The sequence below is a fragment of the Paenibacillus sp. KACC 21273 genome (genome assembly GCF_028736095.1).
Classification (GTDB): domain Bacteria; phylum Bacillota; class Bacilli; order Paenibacillales; family Paenibacillaceae; genus Saccharibacillus; species Saccharibacillus kyungheensis.
This window is the reverse complement of the sequence record NZ_CP117876.1, coordinates 4,632,898-4,654,439: the sequence shown is the minus strand read 5'-3', so window position 1 is coordinate 4,654,439 and position 21,542 is coordinate 4,632,898. Positions and strand designations below refer to the sequence as shown.

Here is a 21,542-nt window from a genome sequence, read left to right as displayed (position 1 = left end):
ATCTTGGAAAAGGTGGCGGGCGTTTGAGTGGGGGACCGCTATGGGACAGGAATGATCTTCCCGATCGCTTGTTGTAGCTGGATTTTTTGAACAACCGCTGTGCGGTTAAAATCCATCTACAAAGGCGAACGCTACGCTTCTCACAGATTCATTCCTGTCCCGTCGCTCCGCCGCTCAAAAGCCACCATTCCAGAGTGATATAAAGTTCGATCTAATTGGGGTGGCAGGGTAGATCAGAATGATCTAAAGCAGTGGGCTTTCATGCTCTCTTTTAGTGGGAGTGTAGAAGGATGGTAGAGCACTGTATTGTCCTGTCGTCCTCACAGTAGGGATTTTTGGAACTTCTTGACGTTTAGAATGATGTATTTAAGGAAGATATCTATTTGTATGATAGGTATAGTGTTATAGAGTTCTAGGCATTTTGGATGGAATTATATTCAGTATTATTTGGGGATGATGAAGTAGAACCTTTAAGGAAACTATGCTTTTGAATTGCATGAAAAGTATTTGTTTACTCTGAGTATTCGTTCCATTTTTATTGGGTATCGTGAAATCCATTTTGAATAGTGATATATTCTCTAAAAAAATGAATATAAGTTCCTACTATAGATAGCAATTTATAAAAAAATATAAATTTATCTTTATAAAAAAATAAAAATTAGTCAGCAAAGAGCAAAGAGCAAGCCCCACAGAATCAATACGAACTAATATCCAATACAACCAGCGATTACGAAGTAGAGCCTCACCAACTAGACTACCAAAACAACCTTAGAGAATTAGGGTGTGCTTTAGAAAAGTTGAACCACGCTCAAGCGGAGAGGAAAAGGATTGTTCGAAAGAGCGAAGCGCTCGCCTTTAAGGTTGGATATCGACTGCCCAGCAGTCCATCAAGATATCCAACCTTAACAGCGACGACAGAACAACCTTTTCCTCGCAGCGCTGTAGCTCCCAACCTCTTTCTACCACACCCCATTTCCTAAGCCCAAACGAAAGGTGCGATGTACAGTGTCAGAAGCCTATAAAAGTGCCGGGGTCGATATCGCGGCAGGGAATGAAGCAGTAGAACGTATGAAAAAGCACGTTAAAACAACGTTTCGCCCGGAAGTGATGACAGAACTTGGTGGTTTCGGTGCATTGTTTGGCCTGAACAAAGATAAATACGATGAGCCTGTACTCGTATCCGGTACAGATGGTGTCGGTACGAAGCTGAAGCTAGCATTTGCGATGGATAAGCACGATACAATCGGTATTGATGCTGTTGCGATGTGTGTGAACGATATTGTAGTACAAGGTGCAGAACCGTTATTTTTCCTTGATTATCTAGCATGTGATCGTGTCATTCCTGAAAAGATTGAAGCGATCGTATCCGGTATTGCAGATGGTTGTCGTCAAGCAGGATGCGCGTTGATCGGTGGCGAGACGGCTGAAATGCCTGGGATGTATTCCGAAGGCGAATATGATATTGCTGGATTTACAGTAGGTATCGTAGATAAAGCTAAAGTGATTACAGGCAGTGAAATTGCAGCAGGTGATGTAGTGCTAGGACTAGCTTCAAGTGGTATTCACAGTAATGGATTTTCACTAGTACGTAAATTATTGCTTGAAGATGCTGGATATGATCTCAAAGACACCGTAACAGAACTGGGTAATGCCGTGCTAGGTGATGTATTGCTAGAGCCTACTAAAATTTATGTTAAGTCTACACTTGCGCTACAAGAAGCCGTTAAAGTCAAAGGAATGGCACATATTACAGGCGGCGGATTTATCGAAAATATTCCGCGGATGTTGCCTGAACATGTAAATGTAGATATCGAGTACGGAAACTGGCCGATTTTGCCGATTTTCCAATTGATGCAAGCTAAAGGCGGTATCAGCCATAAAGATATGTTTACTACGTTCAACATGGGAATCGGTATGGTCATTGTGGTTCCTGCGGATCAAGCAGAACAAGCGTTGACATTACTAGCAGAACAAGGCGAAACGGCGTATCAAATAGGTACGGTGCAAGAAGGAAATAAAGTGGTAACATTTACCGGAGTCGATGTGTAATGAAGCCTTTTCGAATTGCTGTGTTCGCTTCAGGCGAAGGCACTAATTTTCAAGCGATGGTCGATGCATGGCAAGATGGATATTTCGGTAAACCAGATGCGACTACGATCGAATTGTTAGTATCTGATAAGCCGCAGGCTCCTGTAGTTCAGCGTGCGATTCAGGCAGGTGTAGATACGTATGTATTTCATCCCAAAGAATATAGCAGTCGTGAACAATATGAACTGGAAATCGTAGCAGAATTGCAACGCCGCGAGATTGATCTGATTGTGTTAGCAGGATATATGCGCCTACTTACGCCAACCATTGTAGATCCATATATGGGTCGGATGATTAATGTACATCCATCGTTATTGCCTGCTTTTCCAGGAAAAGATGCGTTAGGTCAGGCGTTATCTTATGGTGTGAAAGTAACAGGGATTACGGTACATTTTGTCGATAATGGTATGGATACAGGGCCGATTATTGCGCAACAATCGATCGAAGTACAGCAACAAGATACAGCAGAGACATTAGCAGAGCGGATCCATGATATCGAACGGAAATTGTATCCGCAGGTTGTAGCTCAGATTGCTAAAGGAAAAGTAACACTTGAAGGACGACAGGTGATTGTGGAAGCTTAAATTCTTTTTAAAATTGAAGGAGGAATAAATTCATCATGAGTATCAAAAGAGCGCTAGTGAGCGTGTCCGACAAAGCAGGTGTGGTTGATTTTTGCCGCGAGTTGTCTCAATTGGGTGTAGAAATTATTTCGACAGGTGGTACTAAAAATCTACTTGCTGAAGCAGGTGTACCGGTTATTGGAATTTCAGATGTTACTGGATTTCCAGAGATTCTAGATGGTCGTGTCAAAACGTTACATCCGGCAGTACATAGTGGTCTGTTGGCGGTTCGAGATAGCGCAGAACACCAGCAACAAATGAAAGATTTGGAACTAGGATATATCGACCTTGTTGTTGTTAATTTATATCCTTTCCAAGAAACGATCTCCAAACCAGACGTTGCATATGAAGATGCGATCGAAAATATTGATATCGGTGGGCCGACAATGCTACGCAGTGCAGCTAAAAATCATGCATTTGTTAGTGTAGTCGTTGATTCTAGCGATTATGCCAAAGTATTAGAAGAAGTACGTGCAGAAGGCGATACAACGTTGGATACACGTAAACGTCTAGCGGCTAAAGTATTCCGTCATACAGCGGCTTACGATGCATTGATTTCTGATTACTTATGTGAAGTTTTGGGTGATCCTTTGCCAGAGCGTTATACGGTCACTTATGAGAAAATTCAAGATCTTCGTTATGGTGAAAATCCGCATCAAGCGGCGGCATTTTATCGTAAACCAATGGCTCCAGCAGGCACATTAACAACGGCTGAACAATTACATGGTAAAGAACTATCTTATAACAATATCAACGATGCAAATGCAGCTTTACAAATTGTAAAAGAATTTACAGAGCCTGCTGTCGTGGCTGTCAAACATATGAATCCGTGCGGAGTCGGTGTAGGCGAGACGATCGCTGAAGCATACAACAAAGCATACAATGCAGATCCAACCTCTATTTTCGGTGGAATTGTAGCAGCAAATCGTACAATTGATGCAGCAACAGCGCAACCTTTAAGCGAAATTTTCTTAGAGATCGTATTAGCACCTGACTTTACATCGGAAGCGTTAGAAATTTTGACGAAAAAGAAAAATATTCGTTTGCTCAAAATGGGTGAACTGACTTCATCGGAAGAACGTACAGCACAGCATGTGGTAACTACGATTGAAGGCGGTATGGTGGTACAAGAAAGCGATGTGCATTCGATTACAACAGACGATCTAAAAGTCGTGACTGACCGCTCTCCTTCTGGCGAAGAATTAAAACAATTGTTATTCGGATGGAAAGTTGTCAAACATGTAAAATCCAATGCAATCGTACTAGCAGCCGATGATATGACTGTAGGTGTAGGTGCAGGGCAGATGAATCGTGTCGGAGCAGCCAAAATTGCAATCGAACAAGCAGGAGACAAAGCAAACGGAGCGATTTTGGCATCAGATGCCTTTTTCCCAATGGGCGATACGGTTGAATTAGCAGCCAAAGCAGGGATCAAAGCTATTATTCAACCAGGTGGATCAATCAAAGATGAAGAATCGATCAAAATGGCAAATGAATACGGAATCGCTATGGTATTCACAGGCGTACGTCATTTCAAACACTAATTATAAGCATATGATTTTGCAATAGTGGACATAGGTTCACTAAGAGAGTGTGAAATTCGTCAACAGTTAAGCACTTCAAGATAGTATTTAGAAAGAGTGCAAAAATGTTGATGATAGATCGTGATCAATAATGCTTGGTATTCCTATAAATCCACTTGCAATAAGCAACAAAACAGACCGAATATTTCTTGTTCGGTCTGTTGCTTTGTTAGTTGGGTGCACTTGCTTAATGTACTCGATGTAGAGCGTTATTATGCTAGTTTGAGACTTTTGTAAAAGTGAAATAATGCTTGAACATAGTTGGAAAAATCCTTCTCTATTCAAAGGAGCGTGACGTTATGGATATTTTAGTTGTGGGTGGTGGCGGACGTGAGCATGCAATCATCTGGTCACTTGCCAAAAGCCCAAAAGCAGACAAAATCTACTGTGCACCTGGTAATGCAGGGATTGCACAATTAGCAGAATGTGTTCCGATTCAAGTGAATGAATTTGAAAAGTTAGCTGATTTTGCGACTGAGAAAAAAGTAGGTTTGGTCGTGATCGGCCCGGATGATCCGTTAGCTGATGGAATTGTCGATGTTTTTGAAAAGCATCAAATTCCTGTCTATGGGCCTCGCAAAAATGCAGCACTTATCGAAGGTAGCAAAACATTTATGAAAGACTTGCTTCATAAATACAATATTCCAACTGCTGCGTATGCGAAGTTCGACGATTATGAGTCTGCACTCACCTATCTCCAGCAACAATCTACACCTATCGTTATCAAAGCCGATGGACTTGCCGCAGGTAAAGGGGTAACTGTCGCTCATGATATGGATGAAGCAATCGATGCGTTACAGTCCATTATGCAAGATAAAGTATTTGGTGAAGCCGGTAGCAAAGTGGTTATCGAGGAATTTCTAGCCGGACAAGAAATGTCGATTTTGGCTTTTGTCGATGGAGAAACGGTTCGTCCCATGCCTGCTGCGCAAGATCACAAGCCAGCATACGATAATGATCTAGGTCCAAATACAGGTGGAATGGGAACCTATTCACCATTACCACATATCAAGCAAAGTATTATCGATCAAGCGATCGAGACGATTATTGTACCAACAGCTAAAGCGATGGTTGCCGAAGGACGTTCATTTAGCGGAGTATTATTTGCCGGGCTAATGATCTCACCAGATGGTACGCCCAAAACGATTGAATTTAACGCACGCTTTGGCGATCCAGAGACGCAAGTGGTATTACCGCGTCTAGAAAGTGATTTACTTGAGATTTTTCTAGCGACGGTTAACGGTACACTTGCAGATATTGAGATCAAGTGGAGCGAGGAAGCCGCAGTATGTGTGATTTTGGCTTCAGGCGGTTATCCAGCGGCTTATGCTAAAGGATTGCCAATCAGCGGACTACAGCATACCGATGAACAAGCACTTGTTTTTCATGCAGGTACAGCGCAAGGTCAGAACGGTGAAGTCGTGACAAACGGTGGACGTGTACTGGGTGTAGTTGGCTTAGGAGCAAATATCGCTTCAGCCCGCACCAAAGCGTATGAACAAGCCGCAAAAATTACATTTGAAGGTAAGCATCAACGTAGTGATATTGCAGCCAAAGCTCTTTTTAAAATAAATTAAAGATAAAATTAGTAGAAGTTTGGAAGTTTTAATCTAGACTTCTACTAAATATGGATTCTAAAAGAAATTTATGTTTTTTATTGACATATTTTTTTTAGTAATGTATGATTAGAAAAATCAAAAATTTGATATATAATTTTTTAGAAAGTATAGATTTATTAAGTAGATGTTTAAGAAAAAAGTATTAAAATAGTTTTATAATAGGTGAATAAATGAAAAATAAAATTAATAAGCATTTAATAGTTTATGAAGAAGATGAAGAAATAATTTTATTGAATTTAGTAGATAATAAGTTTTTTGCATTAGACTTTATATCATCAATTTTTTGGAAGCAAATAAATTTAGAAAAAGAAAATAAAGAGATAGTAGATTACATAAGTAAACAGTTCGAAGTAACAAAAGAACAAGTACAAAAAGATCTTGAAATCTTTTTGAGAGATCTCAAGAAATCAGGAGTGATTATAACTGAATAGCAAAATTTTAACTTTCTTAACATTTATTCGTTTATATTTATTATTGATAATGTTTGATTTTAAATTACACAAAATAGGTTTTACAAATATTTTTGATCTGTATTCAAAAAAGAATTTTTTAGAAAAAAGTAAGAATATTAATATTGTTGACTATGAAAAGTTCTCTGAAAGAATAAATTTTGAATTTAATGTGCTAGATATGGTATGTACCTGGTATCCTAGAAAAGCAGATTGTATACATAAAACTTTTTTAGGATATAAGATTCTCAGAAAAAAATATCATATCCAAGTTGATATGGTAGTAGGAATTAGAAAATTTCCTTTCGAAGCGCATGCGTGGTTGATCGAAGAAGATAGAAATTTTTTTGGTGACGAAGAAGAAACAAATAAATATAAAATCATTTTAAATTCAAATGATTTTATGGGAGGTTGATTACAATTCGTTGGTTTTTAGCAGAAATAAATACTAACAGTATGAACTGTCAGAAGCAAAAAGTTGAAGAGTATATAAAAAAAGAATTTAATATAGAAGTATATCAAAAAGAAGTTGAAAGATTTAATAATAGATTTACATGTTGTGATAGTGAATCTTTACCAGAAATACAAAATAACCCAATAGTAATTCTAGGTGATATAGATATACACAATCAAGAAATGTTAAAAGAAAAATATGGAATTACTAAAGTATTATGTATAGAAGATTTATTAATTCACTTATATAGAAATCAAGGAATAGATTTTTTGAATGAATTGGTTGGAGAATTTTCATTTATACTATATGACAGTGATAAGAAATTGACTTATGCCGTAAGAGATCATATAGGAATAAAAACGTTGTATTGGATTAAAAAAGGAAGCAAATATATATTTGCAAATGATATTTTTATATTACAAGATTATTTTAATATTAAAGATCTAGAGATGGAATACTTTAAAGAATTTTTAAATTGTAATGGAATAGTAGATAGTGAATTAACTCCTTATAAAGAAATAAAAAGAGTAAGCAGTGGTTATTATTTAGAATTAAATGATAAGTTAGATCATCAAATACATAATTACTGGGACCTATGTAATATAAATGGAAATATTGAATTCTTAAATGAAAAAGAATACGAAGAGAAATTCAAAAAAATATTTTTCGAATCAGTAAAGTCTAGATTAAAAAAAAATGATGAAACCTCGATTATGCTAAGCGGCGGATTAGATTCTACTTCAATCTATGCAGCTTCAAAAATAATATCAAAAGAAGATAAAGAAAAAAACCAACAAATATCTTCAATAAGTGCTGTATTTAATGAACTTAAAGAATCGGACGAACAAATTTATATAAATGAATTACTAGACAAATATGAAGATAAAGGAAATTACAAAGAATTCGACAATGAATTAATGTATGATAATTTTCCTGAGGATATTCCATTTTCATATGAGCCACATGTTAGTGGTTTGACATTTGAGTTTACCAATAGATTAGTTAAAGGTGCAGCTGAAAATGGAATAAATCGGATATTAACTGGGTTTGCTGGAGATCAGTTATTAACAGGTTCTTTAGATGTTACAAATGATTTCATCAAAAGAGGAAAGTTAGGCAAAGCACTTTCTTATGTTACAAAATATTCGATTGCTACTAATAGCTCTGCATTTAAAAATTTCTTTAAGTATACACTATCTTCTAATATTCTGGATGAGGAGGTGAAAAATAAAGAAAGTAGCTACTATACAAAAATGAAGAAAAAGATGAAGAAGATAAAATATTCTCATCAAAAACAATTGTATTATCAAATTAGTAATGCAAAAGCTCATTTGTATATGGATAGAACAATAGGTGCTATTCATAAAATGGATATAAAACATCCATTGCTAGACAGAAGATTGATTGAATTTATATATACTTTACCAGGCGAATTAAGATTCTCAGATTACCATAGTAAATTGATTTTGAGAAACGCATTAGGAGACATTCTAACAGAAAGAATAAAAAATCGTATAAATAAAACGACACATGTAGCTTATACATATAAAAGTATAAGAACAAATTGGGAAAAGATATATAATATTTTATCTAAACCTCAATTAATTATTAAATTAGGCTTTATTTCTCTAGAGGAATGGAATAAAGAACTTATGAAATGGCGTAATGGAATTGCTGTATCAGATAGCTTTTGGATCATGGTAGCGATTGAACTATGGATATCAAAATACAATACTAAAGTTAATAATTGATATAAGACTATTGTGCTATTTATAAGGTAAAAATAGGAGGAATTATTAATGAAATATGTTAGTCCAACACTTGTAGAATGTGGAAATAGTATGGAAGTTATCAAAGGTGAATGTGGTTGGGGAACTGAAAACGCTACTTTGGATAAAACTGGAGCTAAAAAAGCTTACAGAAATAGAACTTATCGTGTTGTTACAGGTCAGGGGCCAGGTGCAGGTTATAATGCTTGCCGTAGAGAACTAGTATGTGAAACTGATAGTGATCAGTGCTAAAAATTAATTAATCAAAAAAAATTTACTAAAATAAAAAACCTTATAAATAGCATAATATTGTTATATGATCGCATCATATTTAATGTGGTGCGATCTTAATTAATTATATGGAGTGGCTTATGAGTAATTACATTTATGAAATAATAATAATTTTTTGTATACTGATATATCTGTATATTACTTTCAAGATATATACTAATAGGTTTTTTCTGAAAAAGAAAAAAATTATCAAACAAAACATTAATCATAATTACACTGGATATGTAATTTTAATATTTGATAATATGTTGTCGTATGAAATAGAAATTGTCAAAGAAATATATAATCTAGCTATAAAAAAACAAAATGTTATATTTATAGACATTAAAGAGAACAATAATATTAAAGCAATAGAAATATTGAAAAAATTAAAAATAAATCAATTTCCTGCGGTCTTTTACATTGAGAATAATAAATCAATCGAATTATTTGATTTTGATAATGATTTTTTATATGAAACCTCTTTTGAGAACAGAAAAAAAGGTATTGAATCAAAGTTAAATGGGAGGCTTGCTAATGATCTTAGTAACTAAGGTCCTATTTTTTTTATTAGGTTGTTTTTTTTTGAAAAATAGTATTACTAAATTCAAGAAGAAATATTTATTTTTTGAAGCTATTAATGATTATAAAATTATAAAATATGAGTATTTAGTTATTATACTGGTACCTTTACTCATTACAATCGAATTATTTGTATCTTTAAATTTTATTGCTGGTTTTTCTTTATCCTATATTGTCTTATTAGCAGCACTTTTACAATTGTTTTATATATTTTTAAACATAAAAAGTTTAAATAAAATATTCAGTAATAATTGTGGCTGTTTTTCGTTACAAATACCTAGAAAAGTAACAGCTAAAAACGTACTAAATAATATTATAATTCTGTTTATTATTATATTATTATATGGTTTGAAAATTAGATATCATTGAATAGAGGAATACATTATGGAAATTCTGTCTACGATATTTCATGTTGGTGCAGGTTTAGTTTTATTGTTTTCAGGTATAAGTAAGATTTTTTCTATTAAAGAAAATCAAAACGAGTTAAAATTTTTAAAAATAATACCTCATTATTTGTTAGTACCTTTAAGTTATTTATTGCCTATTTTCGAAGTGCTTTTAGCTATATCTTTACTTTTTCGTGGAGATATTATTTATGTGCAAATATTAGCCATAGTGTTACTATTATGCTTTATTTTTATACATATTGATGCCATGCTAAATAAAAAAGAAACGAAATGCTTTTGTTTTGGTAATGTGATAAGTGCTAAGCATGGCTTAGGAGGCTTAATTCAGACTATACTTCTACTTTTGAGCTTAATTCCTAGTGTATTATATTTACCTTCTAGCTTGTATTTATTAATGAGTGAAGGCGTAAATATAAACTTTTATATAATTTTAATAAGTGCTTTTTTCTGGGGCATTATTTTAGTACTATCTAGAAGATTATTAGATGAAATTTAAAGGAGAAAAATATGAATGCTGAATACCAAATTATTGTTTCATTAATTTTCATGATTTTAGTTATCTTATTTATTATTATACTAGTTATACATAAATCTAAAGTATCAAAAGTAATCAATCAAGGTATAAAAATAGGAGAAAAGTTTCCAAATATAATAGTCTATAATTCTATTAATCAAAAAGTACCCTTATTAAAGGAAATTTATTCTCAAAAAATAGATACTTTAATTTTAATAGATGTTAATTGTAGTCAATGCGAAAAAGTTTTAAAAACTTTAAAAATTATTAAGCCGGAATATTTAAAAAATATAAGGTTTTTGGCTGTCGGATCTGAAGATATCACCTCTAAAATATCTAATCATTCATTTCAAAATCAATTATTATTAGCGCAAATGGAAGATGTAATCAATCAAATAAAAGTGAATGGGTTTCCTTTTATTTTCAAAAATAATATCGATGGAACAATTACCTCCAAAGGATACATTTCGGAAGATACTATAACTAAATATATTAATTGAATTAAGAGGTACTTATGCTAAAAGAACTAGATATTGTAGCATTTATTAAAAGTCAAAAGTATTTTTTTATATTAGCTTATAAAGAGAATCCAAGTAGTTTTATTTGGTATATGATATGTAAACTTATTATTTCTGTTCTACCCCCTATAGTAGTTTTACTTAATAAAAAAGTTATAGATTCAATAAGTAATATTCATGATCAACCCTATTTATTAACATTGACTATTCAATTAGTAATAGCTGTTTTTTTAATTCAGTATATATCATCGCTAGTAAATAGCTTTGGTGATTATATTTTCACTAAAATTTCTCGGGATGTCAATTTTGTTTTAAAAAAATTACTTTATGAAAAAATATTAAAAATACCATATGAGGAATATGAAGATAGTAAATTTTTTGATGATATTAGTTTATCGAATATTGCAATTTCTACCAGTGGGATTAATGTTATTCAAAATATAATAACAATTATAGGAAGTATAATTTCATTATTAGGTATGTTAGGAATACTTTTAACTATACATTGGACCATGCCTTTAGCTTTGTTTATATCGACTTTGCCTGGTATAATACTGCTTTTTGCTGTTAAAACTAAAAGTTACAATATTAGCAAAGAAACTGCTTTGAAATCTAGAGAGTTGGACTATACTTCTGATCTTTTTTTAAATAGAAGTATTATAAAAGAAATTAAAATATATAATACTGGTGAATATTTATTAAATAAATGGAAAACTCTTTTTCAATATATTCAGACACATAATCTAAAATTAGCATTTTGGGAATTCAAGACTACTACTTTTGCTGTTTTTGTACTACAAGCTTCAAGTCTGGTAGTTTCGCTACTTTTAATTAAACAAATTTCCTCCAATATGTTGACAGTTGGTGATTATGTTGCATTATTAGGAGCTGTAACATCGGTACAAGGAATATTCGGTATGATTGGTGGAAGTTTAGGGTCGATATTTGAAACTGCTATCTATAACAATTCTTTAATTAAAGTATTAAATTATGAATTGAAGAATCAAATTATTAATAATATTTCATCAAATAAATTTGAAAAACTTGATATTAATAACTTAACATTTGTTTATCCTCAAACTGATAAAAAAGTATTGAAAAATATTTCTATGCGTATAAAAAAAGGAGAAAATATTGCTATAGTAGGTCATAATGGTTCAGGTAAGACAACTTTACTAAATTGTTTACTTGGATTATATAGTGCTACTGATGGACAAATAAAATTAAATAACCATAACATCGAAGAAATAGATAAAGTTAACTTATATAATATCATGTCTGCTATTTTTCAAGATTTTGGTAGATATAAGTATACGGTTAGAGAAAATTTAAGTTTTGGAGATTTAGAAAAATTTAATAAAGATTCAGAACTATTTGATAACTTGAAAAAAGTTGATTTATATCATAAAATAATTAATTTTGATAAAAAGCTAGATACTTACCTAACAAAAGAAATGCCAAATGGAAGTGAACTGTCTGGTGGAGAATGGCAGAAATTAGCGATTGCTAGAGGCTTTCTTAAAAATACAGATCTTATCATTTTAGATGAGCCTACTGCAGCATTAGATCCAATAAGTGAATTAAATATTTTTGAGGTTTTTTATAAATTAGCAAAAAATAAAACTATTATTACAATATCACATCGATTAGGACCAACAAGGTTAGCTGATCGAATTATAGTTATGGATAATGGAGAAATATATGAAGAAGGTTCATTTGATGAACTCATGAGTAAAAAAGGAATGTATTATGAAATGTATCTTTCTCAAGCCAATTGGTATAAAGATAAATGAATATAAATTAAGATAACTTCAAAATTTAAATATAGGATAGTTCATTAAGCTTTATTTTTAAAAGCTTAATGAACTATTTTTTTCCAATAATAAATGTGAGTTCTAATTATAAATTAAATATTGATATTAATCTCTATTAGTATAATATTTATATTTTTTCCATTTTTAACATAAAAAATATTTCGAGTTGGAGGACTTACATATGCAATTAGAAACACAGCAACTGCTTATTCGTGAAATACAACATAGTGATTGGGAAGCGATTCATACTTATACGCAATTGCCAGAGGTGACCCAATATACTGCGTGGGGGCCTAATACTGAAGCAGATACTAAGGCATATGTTGAAGAGGCTATCGCTCAGCAACAGCAATCTTCTCGTCAAGATTATGAATTTGCTATTTGCTTGAAAGATGAAGGGGTATTGATGGGTGGGATCGGTATTCATGTCCATAACACTAACGCTGAAATAGGTTACGTGCTGAATCCTGATTACCAGGGCAACGGTTATGTAACAGAAGCTGCGCGTGCTATATTGGCTTATGGATTTGAGATATTGGATGTACATCGAATCTATGCTACCTGTCGCCCCGCTAATATCGCTTCAGAGAAAGTGATGCAGAAGATTGGAATGACACGCGAAGGCATTATGCGTGAACACTGGTATTATAAAGGCGAATTTCATGATTCTTCTCTGTATTCTATACTTGCAAAAGAATATATAGCTCGCTCCAAATCATAAGTAATATTAGCTTATATAGGGATATGTCTCTGTTATTACATGCTAAACTAAAAAAAAGAAACCCTGAACGGTATCACTTATCAGGGTTTCTTTTTCATATCAATTACAAAATAAAAATGTACTCTAGTATTATGTTACGTTTGCTATTAGGCAAAGCACTTTTCAAATTTCATCAGCAATTTAGGATTACCTTTGAGCCGTAGTTTTCCTGTGAGTAAGGCTACGCCTACATTTTTTTCTTTCGCTACGATTTTAAGCCATGTTTTGCTGTCTACTGTAATCTGGATGTCGGGTGTACCCTGTAGACCGTCTTGTACCTGAAGCTTTTCATCTCGAATATCGAATGTGGTTTGTCTATTTTCATCGCCTGTGAACGTAAAGTGATACGTGCAGTTTAAGTCTGCTGACTGATTCGGCTGAAATACATGAGGCATAAGAGTCACCAGAAGACCTATCGAATTGGGTATCAGTCCATTACCAACACGTTTGATCGTTTTATGAGGAAAACGTTTTTTGACATGCGCTTCTGCATCTGAATTCGGTATCACATAAATAGTCTCTTCTTTTGCTTGCAACGGTTTTACGATATCTTTCATAAATCCTTTTCGATCTTCTAGAAATGGCCCGATTACATCATCGCCTGCCGGACACACAGATAAGCAATAAGCCGCTTTATAATTAGCACCAAAACTCAAACTTTGCCACCACGAAGCCGCTTCAGTTGCTGGTACTTCGCTCCGAAATTCTTTCGTATTTTTGCTCTCTACTACCGTCTCTACAAAATCGCTAAAACCACCCATAAATTCCCGATAATTATGTGTAGCACAAGATGAGAAATTGAATTGTCCATCTGCTCCGATTGCACCTACCGGGCAGGCGGCTACGCAAAGTTTACATTCCAGACAAGGATTATAGTCGATTGGACGGTCTTCTTTGCTAACCGGGGCGTCTAGTATGATAGCGCCTAGTAGAATAAAATTACCGAATTTGGGATGGATGACATTGCGATGAATCCCCATCTTACCTAAGCCTGCTGCAACCGCTACAGGTTTAAGTGAAACGACCCATGCTTTGCCGGGAAACTTATCCATTTCCATCGGGAACCCCATAGCTGCATTCAAAGCCCGTATGCCTCGTGCTTCTAATGTGGATACAATATTATGAGATATATCTGCCACTCTATCCCCTGTATGATGAAATTCAATATTAGCAAGTGAGCGAGCAGGGGTACGGATCGGTTCTCGGTTCATTTTAGCAACAAAGCTAATCATCGTTTTAGCATGTGGAAATACAGATAGAATATCTTCACGTTGATCATCCAATTCGGAGCGTTCCATAGAAATCACTCCGACATCATCTGCTCCAGCGTCCAGACATAATTCACGTATCCAATCATAATCAAGAATTTCATTTTTGACAGGGGTAGATTGCGCAACCGATTCATAATAACGAAGAACAGTAGGATGTTTTTTCATATCAGCCATATATATATCGATCCTTTCTAAAATAAGTGTATATACACCTAATTAATCAAAAAAAATTAATTTTGTCTATTTAGCTTCACAATATCAGATAATTGTCCAAGTAAACCTCTATAACGATCTTCGCCCATATACTCTTGTACACGAACTTGTGCTTGTTCCCATAGTGGTAAGGCTGTGTTAAGAAGGTGCTGACCGTCAGGTGTCAAAGCAATAAAACGTTTTCTACGATCCTCTCCTGGTGTAATTGATACCCATCCATTTCGTTCAAGTGGTTTTAGATCGCGTGGTAGTGTAGTCCGATCCATCAAAAGTAATTCAGCAAGAGTCGTAATAGTGACCGATCCTGCTTGTTCAAGTGCCATCAGCAATGATAACTGGGTTGCTCGAAGCCCTACAGGTCTTAAATACTCATCATATAGGCTAGTAATAAAACGTGACGCTTTTCTAAAATTTAAGCAGGCGCACTCTGCTGTGTAATCGATTGTTTTGGGCAGATTAGAATTATCGTTTCTCATAAATATGAGTATATACACATATTTGTTGATGTCAATCTTTATGCTTGTTTTACAGCGTAGCAACCAGATGAGATATTCTTCAAAAATAGCCATTTGTGCTACAATGAGTCCTTACGCTATGATAATATTCAAACACAGATCAACCATATCCGTATGAGCATCTGTAACTACACTCGGATCATAGAGAAAGGGCAGTAACTATGGCGAAAATGACAATGGCAGATGTAGCTCGTGAAGCAGGAGTATCCAAAAGTACAGTCTCCCAATATCTTAACGGGCGTTATGAATATATGAGCAGTAATACAAAAGATAAAATAGCTGCGGCGATTCAGGCATTGGATTATCGTCCGAATGTACTGGCACGCAGTCTCAAACAAAAACGTACGTTTACGATTGGCGTAATCGTTGCAAATATGTTGCATCAATTTTCTTTGGAAATCTGTCGGGGGATTGAGAGTTATTGCCGGGAACAGGGCATTAGCGTAATTCTATGCAATACCGATGAAGATGAAGCAAGAGAACGTGAAGATCTGGAATTGTTGCGCTCCAAGCAAGTAGATGGAGTGATTGCTTTTCCGTCCGGTCAATTAACTCCTTTGTATCAGAAGCTAGTTCAAGAAGGCTTCCCATTAGTATTTGTAGATCGGAAGCTGGAAGGGGTACAGGTAAGTCGTGTCGTTGTAGATAATGAACAAGCTGCGTATAAAGCGACAGAACATCTGATCCATACGGGGCACCAACATATTGCAATGCTCACAGCACCGCTGTCTATTTCTACTCGTGTAGAGCGAGTACATGGATATACACGTGCAATGGAGGAGCTATTACCACAGATCACACCGATGATATTATCGGATGAAGTTAAGCAATTACGTCATACATTAAGCATCTGGGCACAGCAACAGCAATTACCAACAGCAATTATTGCAGGTAACGATCTGGTATTGCTTGAAGTTCTTGCTTTTCTCAAAGAATATCAATTGCAGATTCCGCAAGATATGGCATTGATCGTATTTGATAATATACCGTTTGCTGAATTGCTAACCCCTACATTGTCTACGATTGTTCAACCTTCGCATGACATGGGCAGACAAGCCGCAGAAATGTTACTTGCTTCGATTTCTGCACAGAGTACACAACAAGAACAACCAGCTATACAAGAAAAGCAATTTACTTGTACATTAATGATCCGCGAATCTTCGGCACAACCGCTGAATATACAATAAAATGAATATTTGATCATCAGAATGAAGATAGAACTATACGTTTGTGATCAAAAAAAAGACCGTCCAACATCTGATCAACTTGATGTTGGACGGTCTTTTTTGGTGCTATACAATCATATAATCGACCCAATCGACTCTCGTACATCCCATTCGATCAAAAAAGCGATGCGCACGTGTATTATGCGGTGCAGCTACCCAGCTCATATGAGCAAATCCATGATCTTGAGTATACGTCTGGCAGTGCTTAAACAATTGAACTTCCACTTCAGTATCTCGTAAATGCTCTTGCAGATAAAGATCGTTCATAATTGTGACTTTATCGGCTTTGATCGAGCTGAATGAAAAGTATAATGTTGCAAATCCTACGGTCTGATCATTTTGCTCGACTACAAATTGTACCCCTAATTGCAGATCCAATAACGTCGTGATCAGATGATGTAGCTTTTCTACAGGCGGTTTGGGCTTTTGATAAAAGTCTCCAATATATTCATTCATAATAGTTATCAACGCTTCGACATCTGCTGTAGTTGCTTGACGAATCACTGTCGGCACAGTTTCCAAAAACATCATCTCCTTTATATGTAAAAAATAAATATACATAATTATGAATTTAAATGCAAATAAATTTATATTTATTAGTTAATTATTAGTTATTTATTTCAGAATGGGTCCAAAGTACCTTTTACCATATAAATACAGATAACGTTTACAAAAAGACTTGTATTTATAAAATAGTTGCATTATACTGACCTCATAAACCGATTTACTAAACCGATTTATTAAATTGAAATTAACTTATTGTGTTGAACATTTTCATATGAATTGAGCAGATGAAATAGATAGTAATGCTCTACTTTGTAGTAGAAAGGAGATTATCAATGTCGATTACTATTATTCCGACTTCTGTTTTTGCAGATGTCGTTAGTGGAAAAGTTACACAATCACAAGTGACTACACGTATTGCTGATCTTGGAGCACAGGGCATAGAGATTCGTCGTGAACTTTTTGTAGAGTCAGACGATAGTTTGCCTTTAGAACAGTGTAGACAAGCGATTCAACAAGCTAATCTTTTATATACCGTTTATTCTGTACCTGCATCGTTATGGCAAAAGAATCATGGACTGAATCAAGAAATAGTATATCGTTCTTTCACAGAAGCACAGCGATTAGGAGCAGATGCAGTCAAGTTATCACTTGGTCATTACGATCATGTGCAATCTTCTATAGATGTATTGCTTACAAGTTTGGATCAATTTTTTGCTGAACAGTCATCGGTATCTCCAATTCGTCTATGGATAGAAAACGATCAGACAACATACGGGGGAGATCCTGCACATATACTTTCGTTTTTTGAACAATTAGCTACTTTGCAAGCGCATTCGCAATGGTATTCGATCGGAATAACATTCGATATCGGTAACTGGTTGTATGCAGGACAAGATGCACTGGAAGCGGCGCAACAATTATCACCTTATGTGACTTATATTCATGCGAAGCATTCGGTTCAGCAAGAGAATAGATATCTAACGCTTCCTTTACCGATAGAGGAAAAAGCATTATGGCGACAAGTAATCGAACTTCTTCCGAATCAAGCATGGCGGGCGATCGAATTTACTTTATCTGATGATACAGAGATTAAATATTACAACCATGTACTAAGCACAGCAGGAAGGAGCAACATTGCAATGGATCACACAACAGATACTGCTAGAGTAAATGGAAATGAGCTTTTACCATCATCCAACTTACCTGTAGAAAGTGATAACACATCACTGGACATTGTGACATTTGGCGAAGCAATGACTATGTTTGTAGCTGAAGAAGTAGGCGATCTGCATGATGTGGCTTTATTTATTAAACGATTAGCAGGAGCTGAAGCCAATGCAGCGATTGGATTTGCACGTCTCGGTCTTCGATCGGGTTGGGCAAGTAAAGTCGGTGCCGATGCATTTGGAACTTTTGTACAACATAAGCTAGCGAGTGAACATGTGAATCTAGATCATGTACGGATAGATTCAGAACGTCCTACAGGATTTCAGCTCAAGTCCAAAGTCATCAGCGGTGATCCGCAAGTTCAATATTTCCGTCGTGGCTCAGCAGCAAGTCAGATGAGTATAGCTGATCTGGATGCTACTTATTTTAGCTCAGCACGACATTTGCATATGACAGGTATTCCATTAGCATTATCAGATCATAATCGTGTATTTGCACAGCATGTAATTCAGCAGATGCGTGCTCACCATCGAAGTATTTCATTTGATCCTAATCTGCGTCCTGCATTGTGGAGCAGTCATACTGAAATGATCGAGACGATCAACCATTTTGCTATTCAAGCTGATATCGTGTTGCCAGGTATTGAAGAAGGACAGATATTAACAGGATCATCAGTACCTGAAGAAATTGCTGAATTTTACTTGCAGCAAGGAGTCAAAGTCGTTGTCGTTAAATTAGGCCCGGCTGGTGCTTATTATCGCACGCAGGAACAATCAGGCACAGTACCTGGTTTTATCGTCGAGCACGTGATTGATACGGTAGGTGCAGGGGATGGGTTTGCTGTTGGAACTGTTAGTGGTTGGTTAGCCGGATTAACAATAGAAGAAGCGATCACTAGAGGATGTGCCATTGGAGCTTTAGCAGTCCAATCGATCGGCGATCATGAAGGGTACCCTTCGGAAAATGAATTACAATATATGATTGAACATCATCCCAGATATCCAGCAACAGATATAGTCGTTGAGGACGTTACTCGTTATGACCCATCTTTGGAAGGAGTGAAATAAACATGCAAGAAAAGACAGCATTACCTGCTTCTCGTTGGTTAAGACTGATTCCGGTTATTTTTATTACGTATAGCCTCGCTTATCTGGATCGTGCGAATTATAGCTTTGGCGCGGCATCAGGCATGGCACATGATCTGAATATTTCAGCAGCGATGTCATCGTTACTGGGAGCACTTTTCTTTCTAGGTTATTTCTTTTTCCAAATTCCAGGTGCTCATTATGCAGAGAAAAAAAGTGCGAAAAAACTGATTTTCTGGTCATTAATTCTATGGGGTGGACTTGCATCCGCTACAGGGATGATCACCAATGTCAATCTGTTGATCGTCATCCGATTCGCACTTGGAATTGTTGAAAGCGCGGTCATGCCAGCGATGCTTGTTTTTAATGCACACTGGTTTACGAACAAAGAACGTTCACGTGCAAATACTTTTCTGATTTTAGGTAATCCTGCAACCGTTTTGTGGATGTCGATTATTTCCGGTTATCTAGTGACCGCAGTCGGTTGGCGTTGGATGTTTATTATAGAAGGGATGCCAGCTATTATCTGGGCATTTGTATGGTGGAAAGTAGTACAAGATAAGCCTTCAGAAGCCAAATGGTTGACCGATGCAGAAAAACAAGCATTAGAAGATGAATTAGAACGTGAACAAGCAGGAATGAAGCAAGTAAAAAATTACCGCGAAGCTTTTCGTTCGCCTACGGTTATTAAGTTAAGTCTGCAATACTTTTTCTGGAGTATTGGAGTGTACGGATTTGTGATGTGGTTGCCATCTATTATTGCTAAAGCACCGAATATGGATATGGTATCAACAGGCTGGTTAGCGGCTGTTCCGTATGTACTGGCTGTTATTTTGATGCTAGTGACTTCATTCTTTTCTGATAAAATGCAAAGTCGCAAAAACTTTGTCTGGCCGTTCTTATTGATTGGTGCGCTTGCTTTTTACGGTTCCTATCTCATTGGACCAAATCATTTCTGGATTTCATTTGTACTACTTGTGATTGCTGGTGGAGCGATGTATGCGCCGTATGGCCCGTTTTTTGCGATTGTACCGGAAGTCTTGCCACGTAATGTAGCCGGTGGAGCTATGGCATTGATTAACAGTATGGGAGCATTAGGTTCATTTGCCGGTTCTTATATTGTAGGGTATCTAAATGATCTGACAGGTGGGTTCGATGCGTCGTATATGTTTATGGCGGGATCACTGCTTCTGTCGGCGATCTTAACAATGATGGTACGCAAGCCACAGACGCAGAAACCTCAAGCTTCTCCAGAATGGAAACGCAAAGTCAGTGCGACGTAATCCAAAGAGTAGTGAACACATAAAATAACACAACAATACAACAGCGTAATTCTTGTATATCTAATGATGTAAAAAAATATAGTCTATATTTGGTAAAGGAGTGAAGGAGTATGAGTGAACAACAACCAGTACGTGTGCAATTAGCGCTAGATCGAATGACTATCCAGGAAGCGATAACGATGGCCAAACAAGTAGAGCAACATGTTGACTGGATTGAAGTGGGTACATCCCTAATCAAAGAGTTCGGCATCGAAAGTGTGCGCCAGATGAAGCAAGCTTTTCCACATAAAATCATTGTTGCGGATATCAAAACTTTTGATAATGCGAAATACGAATTCGAGCTTTGTTTTGAAGCAGGAGCAGATGTGGCTACTGTTATGGGAGCGGCGCCAGATGCTACATTAGAATTATGTATGCAGACAGCACGTCGCTATCAGGGGCAGACAATGATTGATCTGCTCAGCGTATCGCCTGATCGAATTCAAGATCTTGAGCGCTATACAGATGCTGTATTATGCCATCATGTTAGCAAAGACGAGCAAGAGCATAACGGACAAAAGGCTGGGCAATTAAATAGACATGAAGCTCATGCTACTTCTCATTCTAATGATGCAACACCTCAGATTGCGGTAGCAGGCGGAATTACGTTAACGACATTACCGACAATTTTACAGCAATCTCCGTCTGTGATTATTGTGGGTTCTGCGATTACTCAAGCTGCTCAACCCCAACAAGCGGCGCAACAGATTCGAGAACAGATTAATCAATTTGCTATCCCAAACGTTAACCCTTTAGCTTCTTTATAACTATATAACAGGGAGTGAT

The 21,542-nt window shown here is 35.7% G+C and carries 21 protein-coding genes; 18 read left to right on the top strand and 3 right to left on the bottom strand.

Annotated elements, in window-relative coordinates; all coding sequences use genetic code 11:
- The first annotated feature begins 1,005 nt into the window (after positions 1-1,005).
- The 14 genes from purM to PQ460_RS20330 all read left to right on the top strand — a co-directional run bounded on the left by purM (position 1,006) and on the right by PQ460_RS20330 (position 13,411).
- A complete protein-coding gene (purM, locus tag PQ460_RS20395; protein WP_274170988.1) occupies positions 1,006-2,049 on the top strand; it encodes a phosphoribosylformylglycinamidine cyclo-ligase in 1,044 nt (347 codons plus the stop codon).
- Complete coding sequence (gene purN, locus PQ460_RS20390) at positions 2,049-2,672, top strand: phosphoribosylglycinamide formyltransferase (RefSeq protein WP_274170987.1); 624 nt, start codon at positions 2,049-2,051, stop codon at positions 2,670-2,672. Before purM ends, purN begins: the two co-directional genes overlap by 1 nt.
- Positions 2,673-2,707: 35 nt before the next feature.
- A complete protein-coding gene (purH, locus tag PQ460_RS20385) occupies positions 2,708-4,255 on the top strand; it encodes a bifunctional phosphoribosylaminoimidazolecarboxamide formyltransferase/IMP cyclohydrolase (RefSeq protein ID WP_274170986.1) in 1,548 nt (515 codons plus the stop codon).
- A 338-nt stretch (positions 4,256-4,593) separates the two neighbouring features.
- Positions 4,594-5,871: a phosphoribosylamine--glycine ligase gene (gene purD / locus PQ460_RS20380; protein WP_274170985.1), complete on the top strand. Its 1,278-nt coding sequence runs from the start codon at positions 4,594-4,596 to the stop codon at positions 5,869-5,871.
- A gap of 212 nt (positions 5,872-6,083) precedes the next feature.
- Positions 6,084-6,344 carry a PqqD family protein gene (locus PQ460_RS20375; RefSeq protein ID WP_274170984.1) on the top strand — a complete coding sequence of 87 codons (261 nt, stop codon included), beginning with the start codon at positions 6,084-6,086 and terminating at the stop codon, positions 6,342-6,344.
- A gap of 49 nt (positions 6,345-6,393) precedes the next feature.
- On the top strand, positions 6,394-6,777 hold the full coding sequence (locus PQ460_RS20370; RefSeq protein WP_274170983.1) for a lasso peptide biosynthesis B2 protein: 384 nt from the start codon (positions 6,394-6,396) through the stop codon (positions 6,775-6,777).
- Positions 6,774-8,567, top strand: coding sequence for an asparagine synthase-related protein (locus PQ460_RS20365; protein ID WP_274170982.1), 1,794 nt, complete (start codon positions 6,774-6,776; stop codon positions 8,565-8,567). Before PQ460_RS20370 ends, PQ460_RS20365 begins: the two co-directional genes overlap by 4 nt.
- Positions 8,568-8,615: 48 nt before the next feature.
- Positions 8,616-8,837 (top strand): hypothetical protein, encoded by a 222-nt coding sequence (locus tag PQ460_RS20360; RefSeq protein WP_274170981.1) that lies wholly within the window; start codon positions 8,616-8,618, stop codon positions 8,835-8,837.
- 119 nt (positions 8,838-8,956) lie between these two features.
- Entirely contained in the window at positions 8,957-9,409 is a 453-nt protein-coding gene (locus tag PQ460_RS20355) for a hypothetical protein (protein ID WP_274170980.1), read from the top strand.
- Positions 9,393-9,806 carry a MauE/DoxX family redox-associated membrane protein gene (locus tag PQ460_RS20350; protein WP_274170979.1) on the top strand — a complete coding sequence of 138 codons (414 nt, stop codon included), beginning with the start codon at positions 9,393-9,395 and terminating at the stop codon, positions 9,804-9,806. Before PQ460_RS20355 ends, PQ460_RS20350 begins: the two co-directional genes overlap by 17 nt.
- A 15-nt stretch (positions 9,807-9,821) precedes the next feature.
- Positions 9,822-10,340, top strand: a complete 519-nt coding sequence (locus PQ460_RS20345; RefSeq protein WP_274170978.1) for a MauE/DoxX family redox-associated membrane protein — start codon at positions 9,822-9,824, stop codon at positions 10,338-10,340.
- An 11-nt stretch (positions 10,341-10,351) separates the two neighbouring features.
- Positions 10,352-10,858 carry a hypothetical protein gene (locus PQ460_RS20340; protein WP_274170977.1) on the top strand — a complete coding sequence of 169 codons (507 nt, stop codon included), beginning with the start codon at positions 10,352-10,354 and terminating at the stop codon, positions 10,856-10,858.
- Between the two features lie 14 nt (positions 10,859-10,872).
- The gene (locus tag PQ460_RS20335) at positions 10,873-12,669 is read left to right on the top strand and encodes an ABC transporter ATP-binding protein (RefSeq protein ID WP_274170976.1); all 1,797 of its coding nucleotides are present in this window, start codon (positions 10,873-10,875) and stop codon (positions 12,667-12,669) included.
- Positions 12,670-12,871: 202 nt separating this feature from the next.
- Positions 12,872-13,411 carry a GNAT family N-acetyltransferase gene (locus tag PQ460_RS20330; RefSeq protein ID WP_274170975.1) on the top strand — a complete coding sequence of 180 codons (540 nt, stop codon included), beginning with the start codon at positions 12,872-12,874 and terminating at the stop codon, positions 13,409-13,411.
- Between the two features lie 146 nt (positions 13,412-13,557).
- Here PQ460_RS20330 and PQ460_RS20325 read toward each other — a convergent pair whose 3' ends face one another.
- On the bottom strand, positions 13,558-14,886 hold the full coding sequence (locus PQ460_RS20325) for an SCP2 sterol-binding domain-containing protein (RefSeq protein WP_274170974.1): 1,329 nt from the start codon (positions 14,884-14,886) through the stop codon (positions 13,558-13,560).
- Between the two features lie 65 nt (positions 14,887-14,951).
- Complete coding sequence (locus PQ460_RS20320) at positions 14,952-15,410, bottom strand: MarR family winged helix-turn-helix transcriptional regulator (protein WP_274170973.1); 459 nt, start codon at positions 15,408-15,410, stop codon at positions 14,952-14,954.
- Between the two features lie 200 nt (positions 15,411-15,610).
- On the opposite strand from PQ460_RS20320, the gene PQ460_RS20315 reads away from it, so the two are divergent.
- On the top strand, positions 15,611-16,636 hold the full coding sequence (locus PQ460_RS20315) for a LacI family DNA-binding transcriptional regulator (RefSeq protein WP_274170972.1): 1,026 nt from the start codon (positions 15,611-15,613) through the stop codon (positions 16,634-16,636).
- A gap of 105 nt (positions 16,637-16,741) precedes the next feature.
- Here PQ460_RS20315 and PQ460_RS20310 read toward each other — a convergent pair whose 3' ends face one another.
- Entirely contained in the window at positions 16,742-17,188 is a 447-nt protein-coding gene (locus PQ460_RS20310) for a GNAT family N-acetyltransferase (protein WP_337994014.1), read from the bottom strand.
- 326 nt (positions 17,189-17,514) lie between these two features.
- On the opposite strand from PQ460_RS20310, the gene PQ460_RS23495 reads away from it, so the two are divergent.
- The 3 genes from PQ460_RS23495 (at position 17,515) to hxlA (ending at position 21,523) form a co-directional block, all read left to right on the top strand.
- On the top strand, positions 17,515-19,416 hold the full coding sequence (locus PQ460_RS23495; protein WP_337993950.1) for a PfkB family carbohydrate kinase: 1,902 nt from the start codon (positions 17,515-17,517) through the stop codon (positions 19,414-19,416).
- A 2-nt stretch (positions 19,417-19,418) separates the two neighbouring features.
- Complete coding sequence (locus PQ460_RS20295) at positions 19,419-20,717, top strand: MFS transporter (protein WP_274170971.1); 1,299 nt, start codon at positions 19,419-19,421, stop codon at positions 20,715-20,717.
- A 110-nt stretch (positions 20,718-20,827) separates the two neighbouring features.
- Positions 20,828-21,523, top strand: coding sequence for a 3-hexulose-6-phosphate synthase (gene hxlA / locus PQ460_RS20290; protein WP_274170970.1), 696 nt, complete (start codon positions 20,828-20,830; stop codon positions 21,521-21,523).
- Positions 21,524-21,542 lie beyond the last annotated feature (19 nt).